Source organism: Polaribacter sp. M10 (assembly GCF_054968445.1).
The window spans coordinates 99,753-118,964 of sequence record NZ_JBSSBG010000001.1 but is presented as its reverse complement, the minus strand read 5'-3'; the positions used below and the strand labels follow the sequence as shown (position 1 = coordinate 118,964).

At 30.0% G+C, this 19,212-nt stretch carries 17 protein-coding genes; 3 read left to right on the top strand and 14 right to left on the bottom strand.

The window, feature by feature from the left end; genetic code table 11:
- Positions 1–9 precede the first annotated feature (9 nt).
- The 7 genes from ACWYN7_RS00490 to ACWYN7_RS00460 all read right to left on the bottom strand — a co-directional run bounded on the left by ACWYN7_RS00490 (position 10) and on the right by ACWYN7_RS00460 (position 6,702).
- Complete coding sequence (locus ACWYN7_RS00490) at positions 10–1,320, bottom strand: TolC family protein (RefSeq protein WP_462857884.1); 1,311 nt, start codon at positions 1,318–1,320, stop codon at positions 10–12.
- 154 nt (positions 1,321–1,474) lie between these two features.
- Complete coding sequence (locus tag ACWYN7_RS00485; RefSeq protein ID WP_462857883.1) at positions 1,475–1,609, bottom strand: hypothetical protein; 135 nt, start codon at positions 1,607–1,609, stop codon at positions 1,475–1,477.
- A gap of 96 nt (positions 1,610–1,705) precedes the next feature.
- Positions 1,706–3,163 carry an NAD(P)/FAD-dependent oxidoreductase gene (locus ACWYN7_RS00480; protein WP_462857882.1) on the bottom strand — a complete coding sequence of 486 codons (1,458 nt, stop codon included), beginning with the start codon at positions 3,161–3,163 and terminating at the stop codon, positions 1,706–1,708.
- Positions 3,164–3,318: 155 nt separating this feature from the next.
- On the bottom strand, positions 3,319–3,627 hold the full coding sequence (locus ACWYN7_RS00475) for a hypothetical protein (protein WP_462857881.1): 309 nt from the start codon (positions 3,625–3,627) through the stop codon (positions 3,319–3,321).
- Positions 3,628–3,638: 11 nt separating this feature from the next.
- The gene (cydB, locus tag ACWYN7_RS00470) at positions 3,639–4,715 is read right to left on the bottom strand and encodes a cytochrome d ubiquinol oxidase subunit II (RefSeq protein ID WP_462857880.1); all 1,077 of its coding nucleotides are present in this window, start codon (positions 4,713–4,715) and stop codon (positions 3,639–3,641) included.
- 5 nt (positions 4,716–4,720) lie between these two features.
- Positions 4,721–6,052: a cytochrome ubiquinol oxidase subunit I gene (locus tag ACWYN7_RS00465; RefSeq protein WP_462857879.1), complete on the bottom strand. Its 1,332-nt coding sequence runs from the start codon at positions 6,050–6,052 to the stop codon at positions 4,721–4,723.
- A 68-nt stretch (positions 6,053–6,120) separates the two neighbouring features.
- A complete protein-coding gene (locus ACWYN7_RS00460; protein WP_462857878.1) occupies positions 6,121–6,702 on the bottom strand; it encodes a methyltransferase domain-containing protein in 582 nt (193 codons plus the stop codon).
- A 103-nt stretch (positions 6,703–6,805) separates the two neighbouring features.
- Here ACWYN7_RS00460 and nadA point away from each other — a divergent pair, with 103 nt between their 5' ends.
- On the top strand, positions 6,806–7,801 hold the full coding sequence (gene nadA / locus ACWYN7_RS00455) for a quinolinate synthase NadA (protein WP_462857877.1): 996 nt from the start codon (positions 6,806–6,808) through the stop codon (positions 7,799–7,801).
- Positions 7,802–7,809: 8 nt separating this feature from the next.
- Positions 7,810–9,396: an L-aspartate oxidase gene (gene nadB / locus ACWYN7_RS00450; RefSeq protein ID WP_462857876.1), complete on the top strand. Its 1,587-nt coding sequence runs from the start codon at positions 7,810–7,812 to the stop codon at positions 9,394–9,396.
- Positions 9,397–9,456: 60 nt separating this feature from the next.
- On the opposite strand, the gene trxA is transcribed toward nadB, so the two are convergent.
- From trxA to ACWYN7_RS00415, 7 genes are all read right to left on the bottom strand, one after another.
- Positions 9,457–9,753: a thioredoxin gene (gene trxA / locus ACWYN7_RS00445; protein WP_462857875.1), complete on the bottom strand. Its 297-nt coding sequence runs from the start codon at positions 9,751–9,753 to the stop codon at positions 9,457–9,459.
- A gap of 8 nt (positions 9,754–9,761) precedes the next feature.
- A complete protein-coding gene (locus ACWYN7_RS00440) occupies positions 9,762–10,715 on the bottom strand; it encodes a c-type heme family protein (protein ID WP_462857874.1) in 954 nt (317 codons plus the stop codon).
- A 59-nt stretch (positions 10,716–10,774) separates the two neighbouring features.
- Positions 10,775–11,416, bottom strand: a complete 642-nt coding sequence (locus ACWYN7_RS00435) for a Crp/Fnr family transcriptional regulator (protein WP_462857873.1) — start codon at positions 11,414–11,416, stop codon at positions 10,775–10,777.
- A gap of 295 nt (positions 11,417–11,711) precedes the next feature.
- On the bottom strand, positions 11,712–13,031 hold the full coding sequence (locus tag ACWYN7_RS00430) for a TolC family protein (protein WP_462857872.1): 1,320 nt from the start codon (positions 13,029–13,031) through the stop codon (positions 11,712–11,714).
- Positions 13,018–16,218, bottom strand: a complete 3,201-nt coding sequence (locus ACWYN7_RS00425; protein WP_462857871.1) for an efflux RND transporter permease subunit — start codon at positions 16,216–16,218, stop codon at positions 13,018–13,020. The genes ACWYN7_RS00430 and ACWYN7_RS00425 overlap by 14 nt, the downstream gene beginning before the upstream one ends.
- A gap of 4 nt (positions 16,219–16,222) precedes the next feature.
- Complete coding sequence (locus ACWYN7_RS00420) at positions 16,223–17,335, bottom strand: efflux RND transporter periplasmic adaptor subunit (protein ID WP_462857870.1); 1,113 nt, start codon at positions 17,333–17,335, stop codon at positions 16,223–16,225.
- Positions 17,336–17,345: 10 nt separating this feature from the next.
- Positions 17,346–17,810, bottom strand: a complete 465-nt coding sequence (locus tag ACWYN7_RS00415) for a MarR family winged helix-turn-helix transcriptional regulator (RefSeq protein ID WP_462857869.1) — start codon at positions 17,808–17,810, stop codon at positions 17,346–17,348.
- Between the two features lie 233 nt (positions 17,811–18,043).
- Here ACWYN7_RS00415 and ACWYN7_RS00410 point away from each other — a divergent pair, with 233 nt between their 5' ends.
- On the top strand, positions 18,044–19,210 hold the full coding sequence (locus ACWYN7_RS00410) for a GNAT family N-acetyltransferase (RefSeq protein ID WP_462857868.1): 1,167 nt from the start codon (positions 18,044–18,046) through the stop codon (positions 19,208–19,210).
- The last annotated feature ends 2 nt before the right edge of the window (positions 19,211–19,212 follow it).

The window sequence follows — 19,212 nt, the reverse complement described above, 5'->3', positions numbered from 1 at the left end:
CAACTTTTTCTATTCTTTGGTTAAAAATTCTAAATAAGTTTGAGTAAAATTGTACTCGAAAATAGTTTGATAATATTCTAATTGCTTTTGAGAAAATTGCGTTTCTGCCATTAACAAATCTGATGTTTTTTCTAAACCTTCTTTAAATCTGTTTTTTCTAATTCTTAAAGATTCTTCGGATTGTTGCACTGCTAAACTTGTTAATTCTAATCTATTCTTAGCATCAACCAATTGACGTTTTACTTTGTTTAATTCCAAATTACTTTTAGATACATATTGATTGTATTCTAATTTTGATTTTTCAAATTCAGCTTTACTTTTTTGTGCTTTTCCAAAACGTTTAGATCCTTGAAAAATATCCCAACTTAATTGCGCACCAATGATATATCCGTTTGCATCTCCTTGAAATATTTTATTATCATACATTTCGTAACTACCAAAGGCATTTAATCTTGGTAAAAAAGCCATTTTATCAGCTTTATTCATTGCTTCGTAACCTTTTAAAGCAAGTTCCATTGCTTTGATATCGCTTCTGTTTTCTGATATTTTTTTGTCATCAACATTAAAACTAGCTACTGATAAATTTTCTGTTGGTTTGTAGATCACATAGCTTTCATCATTCATTAAAAAAGACAAATAATTAGAAGCATTTTGCACATTACTTTTTGCGGTTTGTAATTGGTTTTTAACTTCAGTAACTCTTACCTCAACATTTAAAACATCTGCTTTCTGTAAAAACCCTTCTTTAAAACTATTGGCTGCCATTTCTTTGTTGGCATTTGCCGCTTTTAACGCTTTTTCTAAAACTTCTACAGCTTTGTATGCCAATTGTAATTGCATGTAAGCCTTGTCTACTTCAAAGACCAAGTAATCTTGTGTTCTTTCTGTTTTTAAAGACATGGCTTGCATTTTAGATTTTGCTGCTTTTCGTTGATAAAAACCATCAAGATTTATTAATGGTTGCTGAACTTCTAACTTTGTTGCAAAGTTTCTTGTAGTTGTAGGATCGTTTAACAAAGCAGGATTAAAATCGTTCTGAGTTAAAATTTCTTGATTTAATTTAGACCCAAAAGCCATTAAAGGATTTGTTGTAGAAATACCAGTATGACTTGCTGTAATGTTTGGTAAAAACACTGCATTTGTTTGATTGTAATCTGCTTTTGCTGCGTTAAATTCTGATTCTGATATTTTAATAGTTGTATTCTTTTCAGAAACTTGTTTTAAAACTTCTGCTTTAGAAATCGGTTTTAATTTCTGTGCTTGTAAAGAAAAAGTGCTTACAAACAAAAGAAATAAAAATATGTTTACTGTGTTTTTCATCTATCTTATAATTATCTGGTACAAAAATATGGTGAGAATAAGTTGTAGTCTGTAACCTATGTTACATGTTAAAAACAAAAAGAGAGCAAAAAGCTCTCTTTTTAAGATATTAAAACCACTTAACATCTTTAACCAACCAAAACTGATAACCACATCAGTTTACTTTTCTAGTGCCTCCATGTCCTCCAGCAACTATCACCATTATTTTTACACTTAAGATAATGAATTTAAAAAACTGAAGAACAGGATTCATCATTCTAAATCGCATTCTTGGAGATATTCTTCTCATACTTTATATTTTAAAATTATTATTATTTTTCTTTTTTCAAATCAACCTTTGTTAGTTGGATTCCTATTCAGGAATCAACCTTTGTTAGTTTGATTCCTATTCAGGAATCAACCACCAAAAAGGTTTCATTTTTGCTTTGTAAATAAATGCATGATGTAGCATTAATTTAAGCCAATGACCTGCCAAACCAATTGCACCAAAAGTTTTACCTAAATGTCTTCCATGAGAATCTGGATATTTTACAAAATCTGGAACAATTGGATATGTTGTGATACTTACACCACTTCCGTCCCAAAAACCAAATCCTGCAGATGCAATACATGCTGCACCCATATTTCCCATAGATCCTTTGTGATGCAAAGATTCACCTCCTTTTTTAATAGAGTCTATAATATTATCTGCAACTAATTTTGCTGTAATTCCTGATGGCATTCCTGTTCTTGGTGGTGCAGGAAAAATAGGTGTTCCGTTTTTACTTGTTCTTGGTTTAGAAATTGTATGTGGTGGCGCAAATGCAATTCCTGGTGCAAAAATATTTTTATAACTAGGGTTTTGATAGGTTTCTGGCCAATCTTGAACCGTCCATTCTTCGTAAGGTTTTGGTGTATAATCAGCATCTACAATCATAAAACCTTTAAACAATTTTTCTGTAATATCTTCTTTATTTTTATCATAAGCTTTAAATCCATGACCAGAAAAAGCTGGAATTAACATGGCAAAATCATAGGTTTCTGATTTGTATTCGCCATCTAAATTCTCATAATGAGCAACACCATCTTCAATTTTATTTACACCAGCTCCAAGTATCCATTTAATGTTTCTATCTTCAAAAATCATTTCAATCATTTCGCTAGATTTCATTATCATATCTCCATAACTCATCAGCATTCCATCCATCCCAAAATCGCCTAAACTATATTCATTAGAAATCCAGGTTATTTCTGCCATATCTCTAACTTTATGACGACGTAATTCTTTTTCTACATTTAAAATATACTCAAAAGCTGCACCTTGACAAGTAGATTTTGCATGACCTGTACCAATTAAAATCTTCATTTTTTTTCCAGCTTTCATTTGCTGAATAGATTCGTTTAAACCTTCCCAAGCATGATCTGCATGTGTATATGTACAAACAGAATAGGTTTTATTTTGTCCGGGAATTAGACCTTCTGTGGCTTCAAAATTTAATTTTGGTCCGGTAGCATTTATTAAATAATCGTAAGTAACTTTTTCTTGTTTTCCTTTATTTTCTCCCACAACATATTCTACCAAAACGTAAGGTTTTTCTTCATTTGCATCTCCTTCAGGAAAAAAAGAAATTGCTTTGGCTTGTTTGTAACCAATTCCTTTCTTTTTATATAAAGGTGCTAAAGGAAATAAGATTTTTTTTGATTTCATTCTACCAATTCCAACCCAAATATTAGAAGGAATCCATTGGTAATTGCTATTAGGAGAAACTACAACAACTTCGTGTTTTTTAGCCAACTTTCTTCTAAGGTGTGAAGCTGCTACATGACCAGAAATTCCTGCTCCTAAAATGACGATTTTAGACATCTTGTTTTGATTTGATATTTATTAAAAAAGCTTGAGTTAAAACATCAAATTTTAAGTACCAGTTTGATTATCTTACAAATAAAACACTTTAACCTTTGTAAAGATTGTATTTTTAAGAGTATTGTACAGTAACTTTTGTTACACAAAAAAAGCAGCTAATTAGCTGCTTTTTTATTCATTTTAAAATATATTTTTTTCAGAAAATAGAGACCTAAAACGCCTCCTAAAAAAGAAACCAAACAGTTAATAACAAATAACCAACTATTAAATGTTTCGTTTTGCATAATATACCAAGGATTAAAACCTAATCTGCCAAATAATTTGATAAATAAAATGCTACCAAAAACACCTATTAAAGTATTTCCTGTAAAACCAAAAGAATATTTTTTATTAAAAACACCAAAAAGATTAGCGCCTAAAATACCAATAAAAACACTAATTAAAGAGATTAATGTTCCTGTCATAATTCAGTTTTTTAATGTTCGCCATAACCAACATCATCCATTTTACCTTTAAAAACTCGGTATTGAATTACCATATAAGCTGCAACTAAAACTACTGCAATTGCAAACCAATATACACCAACAGATAATCCGTAATTATCTGCAGCAACATTGTACAACGTTAAATCTGGATTGATGTTATTTGTTGATGGCAATACTTTTGGAAAAATTGACGCTACTGTTGATGTTAATCCGCCAAATAAAAACAACGAACTAAACAAAAATCCAATTCCGTGTTTTTTAAATGATTTTACTTTGAAGAGACCAAACAATCCTACAAAACAAATTATCGGAAAAATAATTAACCAAGGTTTATCTATAAAATTTCGAAACGGTTCTGGATCTATAATATGCCAAATAAATAGTGAAATAATCACCAAACCTAATAACACAATATTTAAGTTGAAAACTACTTTTTTTAGTTTTTCGTTGATATCTGAATTGGTTTTAAAAATAATCCAATTGGCACCATGAATGGTTAATGCAACAACACCAATAACGCCTAATAATAATGTAAACCAATCTATAATTCCTAATTGTTCTGCTTGCGGACTAAAAGTGGGATTCCAAAGTGGCAAAAAGAAATAATGTGCTTCTTGAGTAGAAACACCATCTACCACATTTCCTAAATTTACACCTCTTACTACATTTCCTAAAGCAACTCCAAAAAATAAAGCCAATAATAAACTTGAAATTCCAAATGCTTTATCCCAAATAGATTCCCACATTTTGTTGTGTAGTTGTCCTCTTAATTCTAAGCCAATTGCTCTAAAAATAAGCAACCATAAAATCATCATTAATGGCAAATAAAAACCACTAAAAGAAGAAGCATACAAAGTAGGAAACGCAAAGAATAAAACTCCACCTGAGGCAATTAACCAAACTTCATTAGCATCCCAAAAAGGACCAATTGCGTTTGTAATTGCTTTTTTATCTTTTTCTTTTTTAGCAAAAAATAAATGAATAATTCCTGCTCCAAAATCGTAGCCATCTAAAATTACATAAACAGCTAACATTGTCATTAAAACGATATACCAAAATATTTCCATAGTTCTTAGTGTGTTTCTGGTTCTGGACCTTTGTTAATAATTTTTCCTGCTAACATTAAAAATAACATTCCTAAAAGAAGGTATAAACCAATAAAACCTAATAAAGTAAATAATGTATTTCCTGATGAAACTGTTGGTGATGCTCCATCAGCAGTTTTTAATAAATTATACACCAACCAAGGTTGTCTGCCCAATTCTGCTGTGTACCAACCTGTAGTATTGGCAATATATGTAAACGGAAACATAAACATTAATGCCCATAAAATCCATTTTGTTTTGTATAGTTTTCTTCTGTAAAGCTGCACTGCTGCTAATAACATTAAACCTATAAAAATGGTACCTAACCCAACCATTATGTGATACGAATAATACAAACCAGGTACATTTGTTGGATGCACGCTTTCATCAAACTCATTTAACCCTTTAATTTCTGCATTCCAATCTTGGTAGGTTAAAAAGCTTAAAATGTTAGGTACAGCAATTTTGTTATCTAATTTTTTTTCTAACATATTTGGCTGACCTATCAACACAATTTCAGAACCTCCTTCTTCCGTTTCAAAAATTCCTTCCATAGCTGCAAAAGTTGCGGGTTGATATTTAACCACATTTTTTGCTACTAAATCTCCTGTTGGAAAAGCTACCAATAAACTAGAAATCAACCCAAAAACAACTCCTGTTTTTACAAATAATTTTCCAAATTCGTGATGTTTATTATTCAATAAATAAAAAGCACCAATTGCTGCCACTACAAAAGACGATGTTACAATAGAAGCTGCTTGGTTGTGTAAAAAAGAAGGCAATAACCAAGGATTAGAAAATAATGCACTAAAATTGTTTAACACGAATTTTCCGTTTTCTAAAATTTCATATCCTACAGGATATTGCATCCAAGAATGTGTGGCAATAATTAAATAACCACTTGCCCAAGAACCTAAAAAAACCAGAAAACCAGTTAAAAAATGGAGTTTATGACCTAGTAACTTTTCACCAAAAAGAAAAAGTCCTAAAAAGGACGATTCTAAAAAGAAAGAAAACATGCCTTCCATGGCTAAAGTTTGACCTATAATACCTCCTGTAAGTTCAGAAAATTTTGCCCAATTGGTTCCAAATTGAAATTCCATAGGAATACCTGTTACTACACCCATTGCAAAATTAAGTGCAAAAATTTTCATCCAAAATTTTGCGGCATCATTGTATTTTTCAATTTCTGTTCTTAAAAATTTCCATTTAAAGTATACAATCATCAATGATAAACCCATTGTTAATTGCGGAAATAAATAGTGAAATGTGATTGTAAATGCAAACTGCATTCTATCGTAAAATAACATGTCTTCCATATCCAGATTTTGAACTATAAAAATACAAAATAGACATTGGCTATATGTAACATAAATTACAAAAAATGCTACTTTTTGGTAAACTTAACAAAAAGCTCCATTTTGTTTCTATTTGGATAAGAATTATAACATTTTTCTAAAATATCTATAGAAAAATACTTTTTAAAATAAGTTAAATACTCTTCTTTATTTCCACCAAAAGGTGGATGATCTTTGTTAAGTTTTGCATCGAAAAGCAACCCGACTAATTTCCCGTTTTTGTTCAATAAACTATGCATTTTAGAGGCATATTTTTGTCTTAAATCAGGATTTATGGCACAGAAAAAAGTCTGTTCGATAATCAAATCGAAAGTGTCTTCTAAATCAAAAAAATTGGCATGAATTAATTGAGTTTCTGGAAAATTAGGAACTCTTTTTTTTAAGTTTTCTAAAGGTTGTTTTGCAATATCTATTACATAAACATTTTTAAATCCGTTGTTAAAAAGATATTCGGCTTCATAAGAATTTCCAGCACCAGGAATTAATATTTTAAGTGCTTTGTTTGTTAATTGATCAAAATAAGATTTTAAAGGCGGAGAAATTTCACCTAAATCCCAACCGATTTTATTTGTTTTATACTTTTTCCCCCAAAAATCCTCAGATAAATTCAACATTTCTTATTTTATCGTTATAAATTTATAGAATAATATAAATAGTTTCACTAGCTCCAAAATAGAGTTTATATTTGTAGTCTAGTTAAAAATATACATTTTTATGGAAACCTTAGCAACTGCAAAAAGAAATCTTAATGAGAAAGGTTTTTTAGATATAGAAACCCCTAATATTGATTATGTTGAGGAGATTTTAAAGCTAAAAAAAGAAAAAAATGCAGTTATTCTAGCGCATTATTATCAAATTGATGAAATACAAGAAATTGCAGATTTTGTTGGAGATAGTTTGGCGTTAGCACAAAAAGCAGCTAAAACTGATGCAGATGTTATTGTTTTTGCAGGTGTTCATTTTATGGCAGAAACTGCAAAAATTTTAAATCCTACAAAAAAGGTTTTATTACCAGATTTATTAGCAGGTTGTTCTTTGGCAGATTCTTGTCCGCCAGAAGAATTTTCTGCTTTTAAAGCAAAACATCCAGATCATAAAGTAGTTACTTATATTAATTGCTCTGCAGAAATTAAAGCGCTAAGCGATATTGTTTGTACTTCTTCTAATGCCAAAAAAATAATTGATTCTTTTCCTGAAGATCAACCCATTATTTTTGCGCCAGATAGAAATTTAGGCGATTATTTAAACAAAGAAACAGGAAGAGATATGTTACTTTGGGATGGAGCTTGTATGGTACATGAAGCGTTTTCTATGGAAAAGTTGATAGACTTATACAAAGAGCATCCAGATGCAGAAATAATTGCGCATCCAGAGTCTGAAGCACACTTGCTAAAAGTTGCTAAATACATTGGCTCTACTTCAGGTTTATTAAATCACGTAAAAAACAGTGAAAAAAATAAATTTATAGTGGCAACAGAAGCTGGTATTTTATTTGAAATGATGCAAGAAAATCCAGATAAAACGATTATTCCTGCACCAGCAAAAGAAGATAATACTTGCGCTTGTAGCGAATGTGCCTACATGAAAATGAATACAATGAAAAAATTGTATTTATGTTTAAAACACGAATTACCTAACATAGAAGTTGAGAGTGAATTAGCAAAAAAAGCAATTGTACCCATTAACAGAATGTTAGAATTATCTAAATAAAAAGCAACATGGTTAGTGACGAAAAAATAATTACATGCGATTTTTTAGTAATTGGCTCTGGAGTTTCTGGATTAACTTTTGCCTTAAAAATTGCAACAGAACACAAAGATTCTAGAGTAATTATTGTTACTAAAGATTCTCAAAGTGAGTCGAATACCAAATATGCACAAGGTGGTATTGCAACCGTTTTTAATAAAGATGTAGATAGTTTTGAACAACATGTACAAGACACTTTAATTGCTGGTGATGGTTTGTGCGATGAAGATGTTGTTAGAATGGTTGTTGAAAACGCTCCTAAAAGACTTAAAGAGTTAATTGAGTGGGGTACACAATTCGATAAAAATGAAAATGGTTATTACGATTTAGGTCGTGAAGGAGGGCATTCTCAAAACCGAATTTTACATCATACAGATATCACTGGTGCAGAAATTGAACGTGCGTTATTAGCACAAGTAAATGCATTACCTAACATCGATTTTCTTACCCATCATTATGCCATAGATTTAATTACTGAACATCAAGTACAACAAAAAAAAACCAAAAGAAATGGTAAAATTTCTTGTTATGGTGCTTATGTTTTAGATGAAAAAAAAGAGCGCGTAAAAACAATTGTTAGTAAATTTACGTTGCTTGCTTCTGGTGGAAATGGCCAAGTTTATGAAACCACGACAAACCCAACTGTAGCTACAGGAGATGGAATAGGAATTGCTTACAGAGCCAAAGCAGAAATTTCTGATATGGAATTTATTCAGTTTCATCCAACTGCATTGTTTAATCCTGGAGAATATCCTGCTTTTTTAATTTCTGAAGCTGTTAGAGGTTTTGGTGCTAAATTAAGAGATTATCATGGTAATTTCTTTATGCATAAATACGATGAAAGAGAAGAATTAGCCTCTAGAGATATTGTTGCAAGAGCTATAGACAATGAATTAAAAATGAGTGGGAAACCTCATGTTTATTTAGATTGTACACAATTAGATATGGTTAAGTTTAAAGAACATTTTCCTAATATTACCGAAAAATGTGCTTCTCTTAATATTGATATTAGTACAGATTACATACCTGTTGTACCAGCTGCGCATTATATTTGCGGAGGCGTAAATGTGAACAAAAAAGCAAAAACTTCTATTAAAAAATTATACGCTTGTGGCGAGGTTACAAGAACAGGTTTACATGGAGGTAACAGACTAGCTTCTAACTCATTATTAGAAGGATTAGTTTATGCACATAATGCTTTTCTTACCATTTCTAAAAAGTATAAAAAAGCAAAATTACCTAAGAAAGTTCCTCAGTGGAATGACAATGGTGTTAAAAAGAATATGGAAAAAATACTAATTGCTCACGATAGAAATGAAGTAAAAACTATTATGACCAATTATGTAGGAATTGTACGTTCTAATGAACGTTTAAAACGCGCTGAAAAAAGATTGCATGTTTTATACCAAGACAACAAACGTTTGTACGATTATTCTGAACTTTCTGTAGATTTATGCGAATTGAGAAACCTAATAACTACAGCCTATTTAATTACCCAATTTTCTAAAAAAAGAACCGTGAATTGTGGTGGTTTTTATAGTTTAGACTGCCTAAAATAAACAAAGCACCTGAAATGAATCAGATGCTTATCAATCAACCAACATACTATTATAATATAATCAACCAAAATTATTTATAATAGAAATAAGATCGTTTTTAGGTACCACTCCAGATTGCCTCCAGGCTTGTTTGCCAGATTTGTATAAAACTAAAGTAGGCACACCTCTAACTTGATATTTTGCTGCCAAAGCTTGGTTTTTATCCACATCAATTTTTATGATTGAAACTTTATCGCCTAAAGCATCTTTTACTTCTTTTAAAATTGGCGACATCATTTTACAAGGTCCACACCATTCTGCAAAAAAATCTACCAAAACTGGTTTCTCTTTATTAATTATCTCTAAAAATTTTTTCATAATTTCTGTTATTTATCAAAAGTGATGCTCCAAATACCTCTAACTTGATTTTCTTGATAACCTGTTGCCAAATCTTCTGGATATAAATTTTTAATTTTATCTAATGTACTAACCTCAATATCCGAACTTGTATTTCCATGGCATTGCAAACACATTCTGTTAGTGATAATAGGATAATAAAACTTTACTTTTTGATCTGAAACTACCAAAATTGGGTCTGATTTAGTATTCGTTTTTACATTTTCTTTAAAAATATTGATGTATCCTTTTTCAATATTAGAGGCTATATTTTTTTGATTTCTAGGTTTGTCAGATACTCTTTTTATTGCAGCTTTATGTACTACAGACATGCTATCTGTTAACGGATAAGCTTTAATATTACAAAATTCTAAAGCGGCTAATGTTCCATTTTTTTGAATTTTACCCATTAAGTTTTTTCCCAAAACAGCTTTGGTAGAAAGAGCATATTGTAATCCTCTTTCTTTATAATTTATAGTATTTTTTTTGCCTTTTGGATGTTTATTTTTGTGATGCTCATCAAACCACTTTGGTTTTTCAATATCAAAATCATAGATATATTCAGAAATTTTTTGAACGGTTTCTTCAGGATATCCTAGTTTTGGCATCAATCCAAATCTTTTTACAGCTCCATGCATTTTAGCATTTTTGTTGGTAGGATTTTTCATCCAATTTTGCATATCATTTACAAACTCTTCTTTAGTTGTATTTTTAGAAATGTATCTATTTTTAATAGCAATCATTGGTGGAGCAATTCTACTATTTTCTGGAGCAGTAAGACTATGACAAGAATAGCAACTTGTTTCCATTAGTTTTTTTCCTGGATGTTCTTGTTGAAGATTCTTTGTCTCTGAAACTGTTTTTTCTAGGGCAGTTAAAGGCTTATCAGAATGTTTACAACCTATAAAAAAAACAAAAATTAGTAGCAAAGTAATGGGTTTCATGTTTCTTACATTTTGCTAATAAAATTAAGATAAATTTGGTGCTATATCTGTAACTTATGTTACAGTTCTAAAACTTTTATACTATTTCTAAACAACTGAATTTTTTGTTCGTTTTCTAATTTTTTAAGCAATCTAGAAATTACAACTCTAGAAGTATGCAGATCTTGCGAAATTTCTTGATGTGTAGTAAAAACAACATCATTATGGGTTACCATGGCTTTGTCTTTTAAATAACGAAACAAACGTTCGTCCATTTTTAAAAAAGCAATAGTATCTACAGCTTCTAAAAGTTCGTCCATTCTGTTATGGTAACTTTGTAAAATAAAAGATTGCCAAGATTTATAAACACCCAGCCAAGCTCCCATTTTTTCTTTGGGCACCATAATTAACTCAACATCAGTTTCTGTAATGGCTCTTATTTTACTTTTGGTCTGGCCTAAGCAACAAGACAATGTCATAGCACAAGTATCACCTTTTTCTAAATAATAGAGCACCAATTCGTCTCCTTTTTGGTCTTCTCTTAAAATTTTTATGGCACCATTTAAAAGCAAAGGCATAGACTTAATATAATCGTCTATTTCTATAATTGTTTGGTTCTTTTTAAAAGATTTAAGAACACCTACTTTCTGAATTTCTGAAATGAGTTCATCTTCTAAGAGGTAACCAAAATTTGCATTTAATTTGTTTGTTATTTCTGACATTTACAAGGTTTCTACGATTCTATAAATTTAAGAAATAGAAATAGAAAATCCGAGTTAAAAACTCGGATTTTCATAATCAACAAATACAAAACCTACTCTTGAGTTTTCTTACCACTGTTCATTAAAAGAATAACAGCAACTACTAGTCCTATAACGACTAATGCAAAAACTCCAATCATGATTGTTCCATTAATCCATGAAACTAGGGGTAATCTACTTAAACTCATCTTATACAAATTACTACCACAAAAATAATGCGAATTGCAATTGTAAAATATGATATAAATCAGTTTATCTAAAAATCTACATTTAAAATTTCTCCACTCAATTGCAACAGTTGCAATTCTATTAATTTAGCATCGAATTTTGCGTTATTTAAAGCTGTTTTTGCGTTAATTAAATTAATTTGAGCTTGTCTAAATTCTATAGAAGTTACTTGCCCTAATTTATATCGCTCTTCTGTTCTTTCGAAATTATTTTCTGTAGTCTCTACATTTTTTTCTTGAGCACCAATAATAAAAAGCTGGTTATTATAATTTTCCCAAGTGTTTTTTAAGTTATTTTCTATGGTAACTTTTTGTTGTTCTAGCAGTATTTGCTGATTTTCTAAAGCTATTTTTGCGTTGGCAATGTTTGTTTTGGTAGATCCACCATCAAACAAATTCCAAGATAAACTTAAACCTGCATTTAATCCTGTAGAAACAGAACCTGCTAAAAAAGAGGTTGCAGGGTTTTCACTTTTATTCCATCCATAAGAGGTATTTAAACCTAAAGATGGTAAATAATTTGCTTTGTTTATTTTTATATTAAACTCGCTTATTGCAATATTTTGCTCGTTTTGTTTTAATAAAGAATTGTTTGCCAAAGTTTTAGATTGTAGCTCTTCAAAATTCATCATTTCTACAAATTGAACCTCGGTTTCTACTTTATAATTTACCGCTTTTTCTACTCCTAAAATTATGTTTAAACTACGTTTTGCATTATTTAATTGTTGCTTGGCAGATATTAAAGTAATGCTATCGTTATTTACATCTACTTCTGCATTTAGCATTTCTAATTTTGTAGTTTGCCCATAATCGTATTGATATTTTGCGCGTTGCAAACGTTTTTTAGAAATGGATAAAGCTTCTGATAAATTATTTTTGTTTTCTGATAATCTAGCAATTTGAAAATAAGCTGTAAACAATTGTAAATAGGTGTTTTCTATTGTTTCTCTTGCCTGATATTCAGTTAAATTATAGGTTTCTTTTAATTGTTGATAATTGTATTTTCTGCCTAAACCATCAAAAATGGTGTAATTTAGACTTAAAGCTGCATTATACGATTTTGTTACTGCGCCATCTATACTTGTTGACGATCCGTCTTGACGTGTAATTTCCTGATTGTCTGACCTATAATTTGCTCCAGAAGAAACTGAAACTGTTGGCAAAAAACCAGTGTTGTAAATGCTAGTATTATTTTTAGCTACTTCTAAATTATTATTGGCAATTTTAACTCCAAAATTATTTTCTAAAGTAATAGCAAGCGCTTCTTTTTTTGTTAAAATTTCTTGAGAAACCACTTGTAAAGTCGATAAAAAAACGACCGCTAATATTGTGTTTTTAATGATCTTCATTTTCATCAAATTTTGATTCTATAATTGCTCTTTCTACTTCTTCTTTGGTTATTTTATCTCCTGTTTTTAACCATTTAATACCCACTTTTACAGAATTAGAAACGGATAATAATAATGGTAACATCACCAAAGTTAACACTGTAGCAATTGCAATTCCGTAAGAAATAGAGATTGCCATTGGTATTAAAAATTGTGCTTGTCTACTTTTTTCTAACATTAAAGGTGCTAAACCTGCAATTGTAGTTAAAGAAGTTAAGAAAATTGCTCTAAAACGAGATTGACCAGCTGCAACAAGTGCATCATCGAATTTCATACCTTCTTTTAAATAACTGTTGAATTTACCTATTAAAACTAAGCCATCATTTACCATAATACCTACTAAGGCTATAATTCCTAAAAACGATAAAATACCTATTGAAAAATTGTGAAAATAATGCCCCCAAATAACTCCAATCATACTAAAAGGAATCATAATTATTAATAAAATTGGCTGACTGTAAGAACGGAATGTAAATGCAATTACAATGTAGATTAATAATAAAATTATGGGGCCAACAATATATACAGAATCTGTAGTTTTTTTAGCTTCTCTATTTTGCCCTTCGTAAAGTGGTGTTACTGTGTGATATTTAGATAAAATTTCTGGCATTACATTCGCTTTTATATCATCTAAAATCTCAGTAGCACTTGTTTCTAAATCTTTTAAATCTGCAGTAACTTGAATTTCTCTTTTACCATCTAAGTGGTTAATGGCAATATCTCCTCTTGCAATGGTATAATTTGCAATTTCTGAAAACGGAATTCTTGTTCCTGTTGGAGTTATGATTCGCATATCATCTAAATTTTTAATAGAAGATCTGTCTTTTTTATCGTAACGAACCCAAATTTTAATTTCGTCTTGCCCTCTTTGAAAACGCTGTGCCTGTAATCCGAAGAAACCATAACGCACTTGCGCCATTACAGATTGCAGGTTTAAACCTAACAAATACGCATTGTCTTTTAATTGGATTTTTACTTCTTTAATTCCTGCAGGATCGTTATCAGAAACATCTTTTAAAAGCACATTATTTTCTAGTACCGTTTTTAATTCTTCTTTAACCGCTTTAAGTTCGTCTATATTATTACCTAATAAAGAAACTGCAACTGGGCTACCACCAAAATTACCTCCAGAACCAAAAACTAAACTTTCTACACCATATACTTTACCAACTTTATCGCTAATAGCATTTGTAATTTCTGGTGATGAAAAGTCTCTAGCTTCACCTGGCAAAAGATTTACACTTAAAGAAGCATTTGCACTACCAGGACCAACTCTTTTAATTACATTTTCTACAACCTCTAAATCTCCAGATTGTTTGGCAGAATACTCTTTATTAACCAACCAAACTTTTTCTTCTATAGCTGAAATGATAGAATCTGTAATTTTTTCGTTAGTACCTTCTGGCATTGCTAAAGTTATCTTTACCTGATCACTAGCAACTCTTGGAAAAAATGATTGTTTTATGATGCCTGCGTTCATAGCCAAAATGCTAAAAATTAACAGTGCGACTGGAATACCGAAGGCAAAAATTTTGTTTTGTAAACTGAACCTTAAAAAAGGCATATAGTAGCTATCTCTAATTTTTGTTAAAAAACGATCTGCAGCTCTGTTAACTTTATTAAAGAAATCATCTAGCTTATTGCTCTTTTTCTTTTTACCATTTTCTAATCTTTTTCTGTCTAAAGCTTTAGAATGTGCAATGTGTGCAGGTAAAATAATTAAGGCTTCTACCAAAGAAACTGTTAGCGTTAACAACACTATTGTAGCAACTTCGCCAAAAAAGCTACCTATTCTACCATCCACAAAAAAGAAGGTAGAAAATGCAATAATAGTGGTTAAAATTGCAGAAACAATTGGCGGAATTACTTCCATTGTTCCGTCTATAGCTGCTTTTATTTTAGATTTCCCTAAATCGTAATAATGATGATAGATGTTTTCTCCAATTACAATTCCATCATCAACTAAAATACCAATTACGATAATCATCCCAAAAAGAGATAAAACGTTAATAGTAACATCGAATTGAGCTGCGAAAATGAACATCCCCAAAAATGCAACTGGCAAACCAAATGCCACCCAAATTGCTAAACGTAAATTTAAAAAGAGTGCTAAAAAGAATAAAACTAATAGAATACCTACAACTCCATTTTCTACTAACAATTGTGTTCTTCCTTTTAAGGTTAAACTTCTATCGCTAGTAACACTTAATTGTACATTTTGGTTTTGTTGATTGTATTTATGAATGTAATCTTTAATTTTATCTGCAGAAGAAATTAAATCTTCGCTATTGGTATTACTTACAGTTATATCTATAGCCAAATTGCCATTATAATACAATCTGTCTGGAGTTTCTGACCAAGTATCTCTAACTTCTGCAATATCTTTTAAACGAATAATATTACCTGAAGTTTCTGTTCTAACAATTAAATTTTGAAGTTCTAAACCATAATAAGAACGATTGCTTGCTCTAATTAAATAGTCTTCTTCTATGGTTTTAATATTACCACCTGTTATTAAAATATTAGAATTTGTAACGGCACTAGCTACTTCTGCAAAAGACATATTGTAGGCACGTAAATCATTTTCTCTAACTGCAATTTCTATTTCTTCATCAGGAAAACCAGAAAGTACAACTTGTGATATACCTTCTATACCTCTAATATCATTTTCTACATCTCTAGCATACTGTTTAATTGCTTTTAAAGAAAGGTTTTCTCCGCTAACTGTAAAACTAATGGTAGGCCTAATACTTTCTACTTTAGCAATAACAGCTGGCTCCATACCAGAAGGAAAAGATGGAACACGATCTACAGCATTTTTTACATCAGATAAAACAACATCTATATTTTTGCCTTTTTCTACTTCTATACTTACAGTAGCCGAATTTTCTCTAGACACAGAAGTTACTCGTTCTACACCTACAATTCCTTTTAAATTGTCTTCAATTTTAAGCACAACACCTTCTTCCATTTCTGTGGGAGAGGCTCCTGGATACGCCAATGAAATATTAATTAGTTCTGAATCTACGAGTGGAAAGAATGAAGATTTCATGCTAATAATACCTACTGCACCAAAGATTACAAATGCAATAATCACTACATTTACGGCTACAGGATATTTTATAAAATATGTAATTATTTTTTTCATATAATTACTCTTTGTTTGTTTTTACAATCATACCATTAAAAGCACCTGGTAAAGTTTGCGTAACTAAGTTTGCGTTATTTTTAAGTCCTTTTATAACCACAGTTTCATCACTAAAATAAACAGGATTGATTTTTGAAAGCGTTAAAACACTATCATTCTTAACTGTATACACTGCAGTATTATCTACCAATAACTTTCTAGGAATTTCTATAGCATCCGATTCTGATTTAGCAACCAAATTGGCTTCTAAATACATTCCTTCTTTTAAATCTTTGTGTTTAACATCGATGAATGCTTTTACGGTTTGCGATACCTGATCTACTTTACCATTTACACGAACCACTTTACCTGTATAATTTTTTGTTTTTTCTAAATTAGAAAGCGCAACATCATTACCCACTTTTAATAAATCTGCATATTCAGAATTGATAGACACTTCCATTTCGTAAATGCTTGGATCTATAAATTCTCCTAATTTTTGCCCCACTCTTACCAAAGAACCAGGACTCACTAAGGCTTCTGTTAAAATACCCGAAAAAGGCGCTTTGATTTGATATTTGGACAAACGAACTTCTAAATTCTTTACATTGTAGTAGGCTGTTAAAATGCCTCTACCAGAAATAAAATATCTTTCTTTATCTGTAGAAAATTCAGGCATTTTTGGCGTTGATTTGTTCATATCAAAACCTTGTAAATAGGTTTCCCATTTTGTAAATTCTGAAGGATAATCTAATCTTAAATCCGGTAAAATTGCCGTAATTAAATTGTATAAATTACTTTTCTGAGATTGCAAACTCGCGTAAAACTCATCGTTATTTAAGCTCAATAAAGTTTCGCCTCTGTAATATTGAGAACCTGCTTTAAACAATTTTTTTGATGGTTTTAAAACCCCAGAAACTTCTGAATATATTTCAATTTTATTTTTGGCAGTTAAATTACCACTTGCAGATAAAATGATTGGTATTTCTGTGTTCTGTACCTTTTCTACAAAAACTGTTTTAATTTGTTTTTTAAATTTTGGTTTTGGTTTCTGATTTATATCTATTAGATAATTACCTAAAAAAATTGCCCCTACAATGGCAGCAACTCCTAGTACAGCAAGTATTATTTTTCTCATATATGGTTAGTTAAATGTGCTCTATTTTAGAGTTAAAATTAGTTTGTATTTGTTTAAAAATTTTAATGATTTGTTGCTTTTCTTCTTGTGAAATGTTTTGTTCCATTGTAGATATTAAGTTCTGAATAACAGGTTTGGTTTTTTCATAAATCTCTTTACCAAACTTGGTTAAATACACGTTTTTAATGCGTTTATCTTCTTTACTTTGCTCTCTAAAAATATAATTCTTCTTTTCCATTTTAGACAATAAACGGGTTAAAGAAGACTTGTCTCTTAAGGTTAAGTAAGCCAATTCATTTTGATTTAAACCATCTCGAAATGTTAATTTTTTTAAAACTATCATTTGTTCTTTGGTTAAATCTAAACCTTTAGCATTAAAAGATTCTTGAACAAAATAATCTACCAGTTTACCTGTTCTACCCAGCCAAGGCCCAATAGAATTTTCAAAATCTATATCTAAATCTTTTGTTTTCACTGTGCAAAAGTAAATAAATCAACTTCTTAGTTGCATGTGCAACTATTTAATATTTTGTTAAAAAAAACATAACATTTAAAAACATTTTTAATGTTTTAGAAAGTATAAAAAGAAAAAAACGACAATTATAAGGTAACTTTTAGTAAACCATATTTTTTTAGCATCTTTATCTTTTTTTAAATAAGAAATACGCATAATTTATATGCATTTAATCCTAAAACCTTTATAGTTGTTTGATTTGCAATACTAACACAAATACATCGTTAATTTTTGATTCTGTTGATGCAATTCCTGCTGAAATTTGGGAAGATTTAGCTTGTAATAATAATTTTTATTTTCATCCTAATTATTTAAAATCATTAGAAAAAAATCATCCAGAAATTGGCTTTGCTTATATTGTTCTGATTGATAAGAATAGAAAACCAACTGCAATTGCCAATTTAAAAATTGTTGATTTTAATGTAAATTCCATTAAAAATGATTTAGAATTTTTAAGAACTATTGGTAAAAAACTGCATATAATTCCAGATAACAAACCTTTAAAATTGTTAATCTGTGGAAACATTTTTGTGAGCGGAGAACATGGCGTTTTTATCAAAAAAGACGAAGATAAAAATGCAATTCTTAAAGAACTGGCAGAAAGTATAAATTACTTTTTAAACTTAAAAAAAGACCTTAAAACAAAAATCGATGCCTTTTTAATGAAAGATTTTGTAAACGAATCTTTATTGATTACAGACGAATTAAAAGCGTACAATTATCATCCTTTTTCTGTAGAGCCAAATATGAAATTAAAATTACCTAAAAACTGGGCAACTTTTGATGATTATTTAATGGCTATGAAAACAAAATTCCGAGTAAAAGCAAAAAGAGCTTTGGTATTGAGTAAAAGTCTGTTAATAGAAGATGTTACCTTAGATAATATTGATGAAAAATTACCCAAAATGACAGCTTTATATAAAAAGGTGAGTTCTGGTGCAGATTTTAATCTGGCCAATTTTAATTTAGAAACGTACAAAGATTTTAAAGAAAAACTAGGCAGCAATTACATCTTAAAAACCTACAGCATAAATGATAAAATTGTAGGATTTATGTCTGGTGTCATCAACCAAAAATCTTTGGACGCTCATTTTGTAGGAATTGATTACAAACTGAATAAAAAATATGCCATTTATCAAAGAATGCTATATGATTATGTAGAAATTGCCATTGAAAAAAAATTAAAAACCGTTAATTTTGGAAGAACAGCAAGCGAAATAAAAAGTTCTGTAGGCGCAGTTCCACAAGATTTAACCATGTATCTTCGTCATAAAAAAAGTATCACAAATAAAATTTTAAAGTTATTTTTGCAATATGTACAACCTACATCTTTTCGTCAAAAATTTCCATTTAAATCATAAAT